Source organism: Austwickia sp. TVS 96-490-7B, assembly GCF_019331795.1.
Taxonomy (GTDB): Bacteria; Actinomycetota; Actinomycetes; order Actinomycetales; family Dermatophilaceae; genus Austwickia.
Genome location: NZ_JAHPZL010000008.1, coordinates 469,715 through 482,542 on the forward strand (window position 1 = coordinate 469,715; position 12,828 = coordinate 482,542).

Annotated in this window: 12 protein-coding genes; 7 read left to right on the forward strand and 5 right to left on the reverse strand. The window is 62.4% G+C overall.

The features are described 5' to 3' along the window. Positions 1-88: 88 nt before the first annotated feature. From lipB to KEM60_RS12700, 5 genes are all read left to right on the forward strand, one after another. The gene (gene lipB / locus KEM60_RS12680) at positions 89-739 is read left to right on the forward strand and encodes a lipoyl(octanoyl) transferase LipB (RefSeq protein ID WP_219107950.1); all 651 of its coding nucleotides are present in this window, start codon (positions 89-91) and stop codon (positions 737-739) included. Between the two features lie 98 nt (positions 740-837). After that, complete coding sequence (locus tag KEM60_RS12685; protein WP_219107951.1) at positions 838-1,860, forward strand: ABC transporter ATP-binding protein; 1,023 nt, start codon at positions 838-840, stop codon at positions 1,858-1,860. Beyond that, positions 1,857-2,843: an ABC transporter permease subunit gene (locus tag KEM60_RS12690; protein ID WP_219107952.1), complete on the forward strand. Its 987-nt coding sequence runs from the start codon at positions 1,857-1,859 to the stop codon at positions 2,841-2,843. The genes KEM60_RS12685 and KEM60_RS12690 overlap by 4 nt, the downstream gene beginning before the upstream one ends. An 87-nt stretch (positions 2,844-2,930) precedes the next feature. Beyond that, complete coding sequence (gene lipA, locus KEM60_RS12695; protein ID WP_219107953.1) at positions 2,931-3,953, forward strand: lipoyl synthase; 1,023 nt, start codon at positions 2,931-2,933, stop codon at positions 3,951-3,953. 49 nt (positions 3,954-4,002) lie between these two features. Further along, positions 4,003-4,749 carry a DUF4191 domain-containing protein gene (locus KEM60_RS12700; protein ID WP_219107954.1) on the forward strand — a complete coding sequence of 249 codons (747 nt, stop codon included), beginning with the start codon at positions 4,003-4,005 and terminating at the stop codon, positions 4,747-4,749. A gap of 31 nt (positions 4,750-4,780) precedes the next feature. On the opposite strand, the gene KEM60_RS12705 is transcribed toward KEM60_RS12700, so the two are convergent. Next, a complete protein-coding gene (locus KEM60_RS12705) occupies positions 4,781-5,263 on the reverse strand; it encodes an RDD family protein (RefSeq protein WP_219107955.1) in 483 nt (160 codons plus the stop codon). A gap of 187 nt (positions 5,264-5,450) precedes the next feature. On the opposite strand from KEM60_RS12705, the gene glnA reads away from it, so the two are divergent. After that, a complete protein-coding gene (glnA, locus tag KEM60_RS12710) occupies positions 5,451-6,875 on the forward strand; it encodes a type I glutamate--ammonia ligase (RefSeq protein WP_219107956.1) in 1,425 nt (474 codons plus the stop codon). A 77-nt stretch (positions 6,876-6,952) separates the two neighbouring features. Here the strand turns inward: glnA and KEM60_RS12715 are convergent, their stop codons facing one another. Then, positions 6,953-8,431: a hypothetical protein gene (locus KEM60_RS12715; RefSeq protein WP_219107957.1), complete on the reverse strand. Its 1,479-nt coding sequence runs from the start codon at positions 8,429-8,431 to the stop codon at positions 6,953-6,955. 98 nt (positions 8,432-8,529) lie between these two features. Between KEM60_RS12715 and KEM60_RS12720 the strand changes: the two genes are divergently transcribed. Next, positions 8,530-9,507, forward strand: coding sequence for a 3-oxoacyl-ACP synthase III family protein (locus tag KEM60_RS12720; RefSeq protein ID WP_219107958.1), 978 nt, complete (start codon positions 8,530-8,532; stop codon positions 9,505-9,507). A gap of 26 nt (positions 9,508-9,533) precedes the next feature. On the opposite strand, the gene KEM60_RS12725 is transcribed toward KEM60_RS12720, so the two are convergent. The 3 genes from KEM60_RS12725 to KEM60_RS12735 form a co-directional block, all read right to left on the reverse strand. After that, entirely contained in the window at positions 9,534-11,285 is a 1,752-nt protein-coding gene (locus KEM60_RS12725; RefSeq protein WP_255574608.1) for a GAF domain-containing protein, read from the reverse strand. A 216-nt stretch (positions 11,286-11,501) separates the two neighbouring features. Then, positions 11,502-11,942, reverse strand: coding sequence for a universal stress protein (locus KEM60_RS12730; RefSeq protein ID WP_219107959.1), 441 nt, complete (start codon positions 11,940-11,942; stop codon positions 11,502-11,504). 188 nt (positions 11,943-12,130) lie between these two features. Beyond that, a complete protein-coding gene (locus tag KEM60_RS12735) occupies positions 12,131-12,781 on the reverse strand; it encodes a response regulator transcription factor (protein ID WP_219107960.1) in 651 nt (216 codons plus the stop codon). Positions 12,782-12,828: the final 47 nt, after the last annotated feature.

Sequence of the window (12,828 nt, forward strand, 5' to 3'; positions counted from 1 at the left end):
GAGCGTCAGGAGTTTTCCACAGGTGATGCCGATCCAGTCGGGTGGGGTGGTGGCGGTCGGGGGCAGATCGGGCACGTAGTCTGCTCACATGCGTTTTGAGCACCTCGGCTTTGCCCCTGATTACGTCGATTACCGTGCGGCCTGGGATCACCAGCGTCAGGTGCATGCCAAGGTGGTGGCTGGGGAGTTGCCCGATACGGTGCTGTTGTTGGAGCACGCTGCGGTCTATACGGCGGGGAAACGGACCGAGCCGCATGAGCGTCCGCTGGACGGCACGCCCGTGGTGGACGTGGATCGTGGGGGCAAGATCACCTGGCACGGCCCTGGCCAATTGGTGGGGTATCCGATTGTGAGACTAGGCAATCCAGTTGACGTGGTGGCTCACGTACGCCGACTCGAACAGGTGATGATGTCGGTGTGCGCCGAACTGGGTCTAGAAACGATACGTGTCGAGGGACGCAGCGGTGTCTGGCTCCCGGCGTCAGGCTCACGACCAGAACGCAAAATTGGGCAGATCGGTATCCGAGTGAGCCAAGAAGTCACGATGCACGGGTTCGCTTTGAACGCCGACTGCGACCTGTCCTGGGGTCAGGTGATCGTGCCATGCGGGATTACCGACGCGGGAGTGAGCAACCTCAGCCTGGAGCTGGGGCGTCAGGTCGGAGTCGCCGAGTTGGTGCCTTCGGTGGAACGTCATCTGGCAGAGGTCCTCGACGGCCAGCAGGCTGCCATCAGCTGACGCGAATCGCTTTCGGCGCGCCAACGTGGCGGGTCCCTGGTAGCTGTCTAGTCTGTGAACGTCCCGACCGCGCCGACGCGGAGGACGGGGAGGGCTTCATGGCTGATAGGGCCGGGGGCGCGTCGCCGTGGGCGATCGACACCCAGGGGTTGCGTAAGACCTTTTGGCAGCGGCGTGGCCGGGTGGTCGCGGTGGAAGGTCTCGATCTGCAGGTCCCGCTCGGAGGGGTCCACGCTTTTTTAGGGCCGAACGGATCAGGTAAGACCACAACATTGCGGATGCTGTTGGGGCTGGCTCGTCCAGATGCCGGTGTGATGTCGATCTTTGGTCATTCCATCCCGCGGAACTTGCCGTTGGTGATGGGCCGGATCGGGGCGATCGTAGAACGGCCGCGGATGTTTCCGACTTTCACCGGACAGCGCAACCTCGAACTGCTAGCCGATGCCGCTGGAGTGTCCCGGAGCAGGGTGGGTACGGTCGTGGAACAGGTCGGGTTGACCGAGCAAGCCAAGGACGCGGTCAAGAGCTATTCCTTAGGGATGACTCAGCGCCTGGCGGTCGCGGCGACTCTGTTGAAGGACCCAGAATTGGTGATCTTTGACGAACCCACCAACGGATTAGACCCAGCGGGAATCAAAGAAATCCGCCGGACGATGCGGGATCTCGGTGACCAAGGGCGCACCGTCTTGGTGAGTAGTCATTTGCTGGGTGAGGTCCAGCAAGTGGCGGACACGGTGTCCATCGTGGGGCGGGGTCGAATCCTGGGGCAGGGCACCGTCGGCGAGATCCTCGCCGGCGTCACTGTTGATCGGGTCCGGGTCGTCACCGCTGATCTGGTGGCGGCACGCAGGGTATTAGAGCACGCAGGGTACGTCGTCGCCACGGAGGCAGATGCTCTCATGGTGGAGTCGGCCACAGATCCCGCCCGGATCACTCGGATCTTGGCGGGGCAACATCTCTACGTCCAGGAGTTAGTGCCGATTCGCGCTGACCTGGAGTCGGCGTTCCTCCACATCACGTCAACGGATGCGGTGCAGGGTCCCCCCGGTACACCAGCTTCGACAGAAGGGTGGTTTAGCAGGAGCCGCCGGGACAATGTCGACCCCGAGAGGCAGTCATGATGCGGCTCTGGCGCGTTGAACTCACACGGATCCGCAGCCGACCGTTGACCTGGATGGTGGCACTCCTGTCGGTGCTGCTCCTCGCCATGATGCTCACTGACACCTGGCAACAGACCATGCCAGTCTCACCAGCTGAGCAACGACAGGCGGACCAGGCGTTCTCTCAGGCCAAAGCCGAGTTTGAGGAGCACGGTGAGCAGGAGAAAGCTGCCTGCCGCCAAGCGCAGGAAGATGTTAACGGCAGGTTCCCACAGACCAGGATCGACTGCTCTGACATCGCACCCCGCCCAGAGAATTTCATCCGCCGCATCCCCCCGTTCCACGAGATCGCCTCGTCCACGTTGGGAGACATAGCGCTACTGCTGGGGATGTTCAGTTTGTTCCTCGGTGCGAGTTGGGTGGCAGCAGAATTCAGCACTGGCTCGATCTCGACATATCTGCTGCATGAGCCACGACGCAGTCGGGTTTTCCTCAGCAAAATCACGGCAACAGCCACCGCGGTGCTGATCGGCACTGCGACTCTCACTATCGTGATGCTCGCAGCGATGGCGGCAACTGCTCAGATCCACGGCATGTCCCTCGCGGTATCTGGCCAAGCCATTCAGGACGTGGCGACTGCGGCAGCCCGCGTGGTGGGGCTGTCCGTGCTCACCGCGCTGGGAGGGGCGGCAACAGCCTTCGTGTTGCGGCATTCTGCCGCGGTCTTGGGCGCATCGTTCACTCTGCTAGTGGTGGACTCTTGGGGCGCTTCGATGCTGTCCGAATACGCTCGGTGGACGCTGCTCAACAACGTCCAAGCCTTCGCCAAGGGCAGCTGGCAGTTCCACTTCTCACGGTATGGACAGAACGCGGATGGATCCCCCAGCTACAGCTGGTTCAGTGAGACCATCTGGTTCGCCCAAGGCTGCGGGGTACTCGTGGGGTTGACAGCACTGGTACTCATGCTCGGCTGGTGGTCTTTTGCCAGGCGTGACGTGCCCTGACCAGTGTCCCAGGTACGCTAGGAAACCGTCCTCCCGGGCCGTCGCCCGACCCGGGAACGTTCCCGTCACCGCACGAAGGAGTCGTCTGTGTCTGTGGCACCTGACGGCCGCCGCCTCTTGCGGGTCGAAGCGCGCAACGCGCAGACCCCCATCGAGCGCAAGCCGTCCTGGATCCGTACCACCGCGAAGATGGGGCCGGAATATACCGCGATGAGCGGTCTGGTCAAGAAGGGCGGACTGCACACGGTGTGTCAGGAAGCCGGCTGCCCCAATATCTTCGAATGTTGGGAAGACCGAGAAGCGACCTTCCTCATCGGTGGTGACGTCTGCACCCGTCGATGCGACTTCTGCGACATCGCCACCGGCCGACCCGCCGACCTAGACCTGGACGAACCCCGCCGGGTCGCCGAGTCTGTCCGTGACCTCGGTCTGCGTTATGCGACAGTCACCGGCGTCGCCCGGGATGATCTGGCAGACGGCGCCTCCGGGTTGTACGCCGATACCGTGCGGGCCATCCACGAGATCAGCCCCCAGACCGGGGTAGAGATCCTGCCTCCAGATTTCGGAGCCCGTCCGGAACTCGTCGGAAAGATCTTCGACGCCCGCCCAGAGGTCTTCGCCCATAACGTCGAGACCGTGCCCCGACTGTTCAAACGGATCCGCCCGGCGTTCACCTACGAAAAATCCCTGCGGGTCATCTCCATGGCCGCAGACGCTGACCTGGTCACCAAATCCAACCTGATTCTGGGCATGGGTGAGCAGGAGGAAGAGATCGCCCAAGCGATCCGTGATCTGCACGACGCCCGCTGTGACATTCTCACCATCACGCAATATCTGCGTCCGTCACCGCTGCACCACCCGATCGACCGATGGGTCAAACCTGAGGAGTTCGTGCGCTGGTCGGAGTACGCCACCTCGATCGGTTTCGCCGGAGTCATGGCGGGGCCGTTGGTGCGTTCGTCGTACCGGGCTGGGCGGTTGTGGGCGCAAGCCATGACCCGGGCCGGTCGCCCCGTTCCGGATCACCTGTCCCACTTGACAGCCACTGAACATGCGCCCGCACGACAGGAGGCCAGCAGTATCCTGCAGGTCACTGACCGAAGCGCCTGACCTCCACATCGCTCTTCATCCGGCACCAGAAGAAGGAACCCACCGCACCATGGCGCGCGCACCCAAGGACCCCAACCGGCCAGGATTCCTGGCCAGGACCCGCACGTCCCTGACGACCCGCTTCGACCAGTTCCGGCAGGTTTTCAGCCTGGCCAGGTCCGCTGACCCGCGGCTGCCGTTCTATCTGGCCGGAATCGTGATCCTCTTCACCGCTGCCGGGTATCTCCTCGGCGCGGCGATGGGGCATCCGGTGTACATGACGGTGATCTTCCTGATGCTGGCGGTGCTGCCCTGTCTATGGCTACTGGCTCGCAAAGCGGAAGCTGGGGCGTACGGCAGGATCTCTGGGCAGCGTGGTGAAGTCGGCGCTGCCCTAGGTAGCATCCGCCGAGGCTGGAGCTACCAGCAAGAACCGATCGCTGCCGACACCGGTGGGTCCCGCGACCCGATGCAGGCCGCGCTGGTCTACCGAGCCGTTGGTCGGCCAGGTGTGGTGCTCATCGCCGAGGGACCGACAGGACGAGCGATGAAGATGCTCTCCGCGGAACGCAAACGCACGGCCCGGTTGATTCCCAACGTACCGGTGCACACTTTCCGGGTCGGTACGGGGAACGGGCCAGATGTCATCGCCACCAAAGACCTGATCAAGAAAATGAATGGCCTTGACAAGGTGCTGACCAAGCACGAGGTCCCGCAGATCGACAAGCGCCTGCGCTCTATCGGGGGTCAGCGGCCACCCATCCCCCAAGGCATTGACCCCACCAAGATGCGGAGCAAAGGAATGCGTCCTCGCTGATCTTGCCCCCGTGTCAGCCTGATCCGACCGGCTAGTTGCGCACCAAAACGGTGCCAGCTAGCCGGTCGTGCATTCCCCGGTTGTCCCGATCCCAGATCGCGGCAGGCACCACCAGACACAACAACACGGTCCGCCATAAGGCACGCCGTACTCCGGCGTACCGACCATCAACGGTGACCACCCGCAAACCGCACAGCCGATGCCCCAAGGTGCTCCCTAACGTGCCCACCAACAGCACGTTTTCCACGAAGAAGACCATCAACGGCGCAAACGACCCGCTGCCGCCACCGCCCCCGACCCGATAGTCGAAGAAAGCCATGGCAATGGCCTGACAGGCCAACCAGTCGATCAGAAGCGCCGGGATTCGACGCGACATCCGCCCGATAGACCCCTGCCCGGTGGCCGGGAAACCCAAACGGACACCAGCAGGCTCCGTCGTTCCGTCCGGCAGATCCTTCTCCCCGGCAACGGGTGGACCCTGCAACCACGAGGCGATGTCTTCACGTTTGACCACGTCCGTCACCCTAGCGACGTCGACACCGCCGTGGGGCTAGGTCTGCCACCGATGACGCTGAGAACTCCCCCGTGTAACACTTGGGAAACATAGGGGTCATGGTCGAGAAACCCACCCGCCCTACTGTCGGCGGTGGACAGCCCGGGGTTCACGAGATGCGTGAGCCGCCTGGACGAGGAGGTCGGTCTTGTTCACTACACCGCAAGAAGTCCTGGACTTCATCGCAGCTGAGGACGTCAAATTCGTCGACATCCGCTTCTGCGACCTTCCCGGGGTAATGCAGCATTTCAATGTGCCGGCAAAAACCGTCGACGAGGACTTCTTCACGACCGGGCAAGCCTTCGACGGTAGCTCAATCCGTGGTTTCCAGGCGATCCACGAGTCCGACATGAAGTTATTGCCGGATATCACCACCGCCTATCTTGACCCTTTCCGCGCGGAGAAGACGCTTATCATGAACTTCTCCATCGTGGACCCATTCACTGACGAGCCATACAGCCGTGACCCGCGCAATATCGCCGCTAAGGCTGAGGCTTATCTGAAGAGCACCGGCATCGCTGATACCGCTTACTTTGGCGCAGAGGCTGAATTCTTCGTCTTCGACGACATCCGCTTCCAGACCGCAGCGAACGCCAGCTTCTACTACATCGACGCCGTCGAAGCCAGCTGGAACAGCGGCCGTGAATATGCCGAAGGCAACAAGGGATATAAGACTCGAGTCAAGGGCGGCTACTTCCCGGTCCCGCCAGTCGATCACTTCGCCGACATCCGCGACACGATGTGCTCTGTCCTGGACGAGGTCGGCATCGATGTTGAACGTGCCCACCACGAGGTCGGTAGCGCTGGTCAGCAGGAAATTAACTACAAGTTCAACACGCTTCTGCATTCCGGCGACGACATGATGAAGTTCAAATACGTCATCAAAAATGTTGCCTGGAACGAAGGTAAATCCGCCACGTTCATGCCAAAGCCGGTTTTCGGCGACAATGGGTCGGGGATGCACACCCACCAGAGCTTGTGGAAGGACGGCAAACCGCTGTTCTATGACGAGCAGGGGTACGGCGGCCTGTCTGACCTGGCCCGCTGGTACATCGGTGGTTTGCTGGCGCACGCGCCGTCACTTTTAGCTTTCACCAATCCCACAGTGAACAGCTATCACCGCTTGGTGCCGGGTTACGAAGCCCCAGTCAACCTGGTTTACTCGGCCCGCAACCGCAGCGCTTGCATTCGTATCCCGATCGCTGGCACCTCTCCCAAAGCCAAGCGGATCGAATTCCGCATTCCTGACCCATCTGCCAACCCGTATCTCGCGTTTGCAGCGCAGCTGATGGCCGGACTCGACGGCATCCGCAACCGCATCGAGCCGCCAGAGCCGATCGACAAAGACCTTTATGAACTGCCTCCGGAGGAGCACCAAGCCATTGCGCAGGTGCCTGGCTCCCTTCCCGAGGTGTTGCAGGCGTTGCAGGACGACCACGACTATCTCCTAGAAGGAGATGTCTTCACCGAAGATCTGATTCAGACGTGGATCGAATGGAAGACCTTGAACGAGGTCGACCCGATCCGGTTCCGTCCACACCCCCACGAGTTCGAGATGTACTACGACATCTGATCGATCTGACGTCTCGAAGGCGCCGTCGCTCCCCTGTTCCGGGGAGACGACGGCGCCTTCGTCATACCGAACTGAGCTCAGATCACCGGAGTGTCCTGATCCAACCAAGCCACCTGATCAAACCCAAAAGCGGTGCACGCTGTCCGCAGATCGGGGAAGAGCGTCGACTCGTTGCGGACCATGATCCCCCCCTGGACGTCGACGCCCGTGGCAATCACCGTCAATGGCACTCGCGGATCGTTCGTCAACAACGTGGGCAAGTCCGCCTGCTCTGAACCTCGTCGCATGAAAAGGACCGTGGACGTCGGGTCCGCCTGCTGGGTCGTGCTGGCATACACCATGAACCGACGTACGTCGAAGGTGTTGAGCCGCAACCCCAGATCGACCTGGGCAGCCGGAAAACCAGTGACGCGCCGAAGGGTGAAGAACCGTCGGTTGGAAGTCTGATCAAAACAAACCACACCCTGCAACGTTTCCGAGACCACCCCGACAGTCGCGACATGTCCTTTGGGCAGTGCCATGCGCAACTTGAATCGAGTGTTACCAGCCCGGTCCCCACCGAAGAGCACCACCGGCTGCATGTCATGCCGGACATGGGTCCGCCCTTCGACGGGAGGCATCGCCAATGAAGGGCGGCGCATCGCTGACGGCAAATCCGGGACATACACCGCAGCAGTCCGAGACCGGCTCGTCGTACCCGACAATGGCGCCAGGTCCAACCGTCCTGGAGCCATCCCAGCGAACCGTTCATGCAAGAACGCCGCCTGGACCTGCAAGTCCCGGTCGTCATCGTCGACCTGTGCGTGCAGTAGCGCTGCCGTGGCGTCATACAACAGGTCGAGTTGTGTGGTGAGCAAATGCTCTGCCCGCACCCGCAGTTCAGGCAAGGCTTCCGCGTTGAACGCTTGCAAAGTCTCGGGGAGATACCGATCCAGGACGTCACGCAGCGCCGGGACCACCCGCTCCCCCACCGGTGGCGCTGCATCCGTGATCGCCCGAGCCACCGGCACCGCCCCGGCAGGGAGCACGCCGGACATCCGGTTGATCAGCGAAACCGCCTCATGTCCGGCCCGCCGCTGCACGAATGGGTCGTTCTTGTCACGGTCCCGTTCGACGAGATATTCCGCCACGGTCCACCCGGTGAGATCCACTGGAGGCTGACGGTGCGACGTCAATCCTGACTTGGCCAGAAGCCGTGACATCAACCGTCGGCCGCGCCCAGCAGATCGAGACACCGATGACTGCGGTGCACTCCCAGTCAACGGAGCGGGGGAAATGACCGTCACCGGAGTCTGCGTCATCGGAGTTGACGCAGGTTCAGGTGACGGCGCAGGTAACGGCTCCACCGCGTCAGAAACGCTGTCTGGGAGATCCTGCGGTTCGGGCACAGCCGGCAAAGTCGAGTCCTGGTCGGCGGGTCCGGGCCCGGCCAGTCCTCGCCACGGTCGGCGGGGTCGTGTCATGGTGATCCGTTTCGGGTGTCGAAGGCGGCCGTCGGTGGAGTTCAGGGTGCCGCCACGGGCCATTGTCCCTCGCCAGGATGGGTGCTCGGACACAGGAAACTCCCGGCTGTGACGACCGCCGCATTCTCTTGCTGACCGTGAGCCGATCTGGTGATGACACAGTGAGGAGGAACCACAGAGAGGAGCCGGTCATGGGCGTGGCTGTTTGGGGCACCGGAGCTTTTGTGCCGTCACGGATCGTGACCAACGACGAGGTCGGGGCACCTGCCGGCGTCGATGACGCCTGGATTCGCACCAAAACTGCCATCCGGGAACGCCGGTGGGTCGACTCTCATCAAGCCACCTCTGATCTGGCCGTCGAGGCCGGACGTCAGGCGCTGGAGTCTGCCGGGCTGCACCCTGACGACCTGCGCTACATCGTGGTGGCAACCTCCACCCCTGACCATCCCCAACCTCCCACTGCCGCTTACGTGCAACATCACTTACAAGCTCGACAGGCCGCCGCCTTCGATATGAACGCCGTGTGCAGCGGGTTCGTGTTTGCCCTGTCGACCGTGGCCAGGATGCTGTGGGCCGTTGACGGATATGCCCTCGTGATCGGCGCTGACGTCTATAGCCGAATCCTTAACCCCAAAGATCGACGTACGGTCATCCTTTTTGGTGACGGTGCAGGCGCGGTGGTCCTCGGCCCCAGCGACGACGACCGACATGGCGTAATTTCCACCAAACTGCACACCTTTGGCGCACTGAACGACAAAATCATCGTGCCGGCTGGCGGCAGCCGCATTCCGCTGTCGGACATTCACTACGAGACCGGACTTGCCTATTTCACCATGGAAGGACGAGCAGTAAAGGACTTCGTCCTCACCGAACTCCCCCCGCTGGTACGAGCGTTCTTCGATGACGCTGGCATCGACCCGGGCGAGGTGTCCCACTTTGTCCCGCACCAGGCCAACGGCATGATGCTGGACGATCTCGTCCCTGCGCTCGGATTGAGCGCTGCCCAGACCCATCGCACCCTGGAAATCTATGGCAACACCGGTGCCGCCTCCGTCGGCATCACCTTGGACCAAGCAGACCGGCAAGGACTCCTACTCCGAGACGATCTGGTCCTCCTCGCCGGATTCGGCGGCGGCATGGCCGTCGGACTCGCTTTGCTGCGCTGGTAACTCCCCTGGCGACGTACCCGACGTGGTCACCGCTCCCGCAGGTGCAGAAGCCTGCCAGGCAGAGGCACCCGCCACATCACCTCACTACCTACCGGATCGAGACCGGTGGCATGGCAACTACCCCCGCGTGCCTCAGCGCGTTCTCGCAAATTCACCAGACCAGAACGGGCGGCTCCCTCAGGAATGCCGATGCCATTATCCCGGACCGTAATAACAATGTCATCGACAGCGCTGACCGAGACATGCGCATCTGTGGCATGCGCATGCCGCACGATATTGGACAAACTCTCCCGCACCACCGCCAGCACATCAGCTTCATATTCCATGGGGATATCCGCGAGCGCCTCAAAGGTCACATCAGGGATAAAACCAAATCCTTCAGAAGCGCTTTCGACAATCGCTTCAAGTTCAGGGCCAAGGCCGCCCTCGGGGATCTGATGATGGAGTTCGAAGATCGCCTGGCGAATATCCTTGACCGCAGCGTCGAGTTGATCGACCGCGGTGTCGATGCGTTCGCGGACCACGCCGTCGGTACGCCGGGCTGCTGACTGCAAAGACAGGCCGGTGGCGTAGAGGCGTTGGATGACGTGGTCGTGCATATCGCGAGCGATGCGGTCACGGTCTTCGAGGAGAACGGTGCGCGAGCGAGATCGTTGAGCTCGGGCGGCTTCGAGGGCTAGCCCCATCTGTTCGGCGAAGCTGGTGAGCGATTCGATGGTGTCAAGGGCGTCGCGGAGTCCGTCAGCAGGCCAGCAGAGCACGATGAGTCCGAGTTCGACGTCACCGACGATGATGGGCACGATGGCGCTGGCGCCCACTGGAGACAGTCCTGCCCGGTCGCGGATTTCGGCGGATAGCTCACCGACGTGGGCGTCTTCGGCGTCAGTCATCAGGAGCAGCGGGACCCGGTTGGCGAGGACGATGCGCCAGCGGGCGCTCTGCAGCGTGGAGTGGACCAGTGCATCAGAGACTCCGTCGATGCCATCCACGGCCCGGATCATCAGAGTGCCGGTGTCGTCTTGCATGGTGGCGACGAGGGCGAGTTCGGCGTCGCCGAGGTCGCGGGCTCGTTTGACCATCCGGGCGAGGGCGCCATGCTCATTGCGTCCTTCGAGCAGGGTCTGGGTGAGTTCACCGACGGCGCGGGCCCAGTCTCGGGTGCGACGGGCGCGCCGGTAGAGCTGGGCTTTGTCGATGGCAATGCCCGCAGCGGCGGCGAGGGCTGCGATGAGCTGTTCGTCTTCCTCGCTGAATTCGGGAGCGCCTTTTTTCTGGGTCAGATAGAGATTGCCGAAGATATGGTCACGGACCCGAATAGGGGCGCCGACAAAGGAATCGACGGGCGGATGACCGGGCGGCAGGGTTTTCAGCGAGGAGGGATGTGCACTGACGTGGGAGAGCCGCAGACTCACCGGGTCGCTGAGGAGCAACCCGAGGACTCCCTGTCCGGTCGGGGGTTCGGACATGACCTGCGCCCCCTCTTCCATCCCGTGGGTGATGAATTCCACAAGGTGTCTGCCTGATTCGTCGACCACGCCGAGTGCGCCGTACGACGCGTCCACCAACGCGCAGGCGGAGGACACGATGCGGGAGAGTACGGTCGGGAGGTCGAGGTCCGAGCTGACCGCGATGACGGCATCCAGGAGTCCTGCGAGTCGTTCCTGGGATTGTTGAGCTCCGGCGGCTCGGGATCTGATCTCGGCGAGCAGGTCGTCGATATCTAGGGCCGCCACAGGGGCCAACCGGCCGGCGGTTGACGATTCCACAGCATCGGACACGATTCGATCGTATGCGACCTGACGGGGCGCTCATGCCATGCCTGTGCTGGGCGCACCACCTACCAGCGGGAATCAGGCCTGGTGGCGAGTTGGGCTGTTGCCCGATGGTGACGCTGAGGCAGTTGGGGTGAATGTCGTCACATTTCTGCCAGGTGTGTGGGGCTGTCAGGCTACCGGAAGTGCTTCTTAGTCCAATGGGGCGGCGTTGGCAGTCACTCAGATCCTGGCTGGTGCCTTGCTCTCCGGATGGACGGTCAAGACGTCGCATGGCGCGTGGGACAGGCAATAGCGAGCGACACCATCATCTTCGGCGGGCTGATCTTGCGCGACGACGAGGACACTGGCCCCTTCGCTGCGCCGGACAAACGTGGGCGCAGGTTCTCCGTCGACGACTTCGAAGGTGACGGGAAGTCGGGGGGCCTCGCGCAGGGCCCGCAACGCTGCGGTGAATGTGGCTTCGTCGCAGGCGGCTCGCTCCTCCGGAGTCATCCCGTCGCGCAACACCTGCAGGAAACGTACCCGCGCACCTCTGGCCATCGCCTCGCGGACCGCAGCTCTGGTCACCGAGGAGGTGGTGTCGTCACCGACGAGTCCTGCGACAACGTCACCCACTGCGGGCCGTTTGGCGGCCGGGTGCGGCCGATGGGTCGTCGTCATGTCACCCATGATTCGTGGGCTCCCGACCACCCTGGCAGGGTCAAAAGTCCCCAGTCACCAAGCCCTGAACTGGGATTCGTTCTGTTTTTCGGATATTCCCGCCGAACAGTGGTCCACCTGTTGAAAGGACTTACCATTCGACGCCGACACCTCCCCTTTCGTCGATGTCGATCATCAGCCGGTCCGCCTCAGGGACGGTCTTGAAGCTCCTCAGCGTGAGTTGCCGCGAAAACAGCTGCCTGAGTACGTCGTTCCATGCCGAGCTTGGCCAGAACTGCTGTGATGTAGTTCTTGACTGTCTTTTCCGCGAGGAAGAGTTCCTGCCCGATTTGGCGGTTCGTCATTCCTTGGGCCACGTGCAACAGGATGCGACGCTCCTGCGGGGTCAGGCTGCGCAACCTCGGGTCAGTGGTGGTCCCCAGCGACAAGGACTCGTGGAACCCGGCAACGTCAGCTTCGCTGAGCAAACGTTCGCCGCGGGCCACCGCACGGATCACCTCGACCAGGTCCGAACCGTGAATGTCTTTAAGAAGATACCCGGCAGCTCCAGCTAAGACCGCTGACGCCAGCGCGCGCTCGTCATCAAACGAGGTCAGGATCAGACCAGCAATCGATGGATCCACCGCACGAACCTGACGACATACCTCGATACCCGACCCGTCGGGGAGGCGCGCATCCAGTATTGCGACATCAGGACGTAACGCCGGGATCCGCCGTTCGGCTTCTTCCGCCGATCCGGACTCCCCCACGATCTCGATGTCCTCTTCCAACTCGAGCAGCTCACGCAGTCCTCGTCGGACGATCTCGTGGTCGTCCAGAAGGTACACACGTACGGTCATGAGGGCCCTCTCCGATCCTGCCGACGGACGTTCCCGTCGCCCTACCA

What these genes read in the sequence shown, in the direction of transcription:
- lipB (WP_219107950.1), top strand. Translation starts at nt 89, where the DNA reads ATGCGTTTTGAGCACCTCGGCTTTGCCCCTGATTACGTCGATTACCGT.
- KEM60_RS12685 (WP_219107951.1), top strand. Translation starts at nt 838, where the DNA reads ATGGCTGATAGGGCCGGGGGCGCGTCGCCGTGGGCGATCGACACCCAG.
- KEM60_RS12690 (WP_219107952.1), top strand. Translation starts at nt 1,857, where the DNA reads ATGATGCGGCTCTGGCGCGTTGAACTCACACGGATCCGCAGCCGACCG.
- KEM60_RS12700 (WP_219107954.1), top strand. Translation starts at nt 4,003, where the DNA reads ATGGCGCGCGCACCCAAGGACCCCAACCGGCCAGGATTCCTGGCCAGG.
- KEM60_RS12720 (WP_219107958.1), top strand. Translation starts at nt 8,530, where the DNA reads ATGGGCGTGGCTGTTTGGGGCACCGGAGCTTTTGTGCCGTCACGGATC.
- KEM60_RS12730 (WP_219107959.1), bottom strand. Translation starts at nt 11,942, where the DNA reads ATGACGACGACCCATCGGCCGCACCCGGCCGCCAAACGGCCCGCAGTG.
- KEM60_RS12735 (WP_219107960.1), bottom strand. Translation starts at nt 12,781, where the DNA reads ATGACCGTACGTGTGTACCTTCTGGACGACCACGAGATCGTCCGACGA.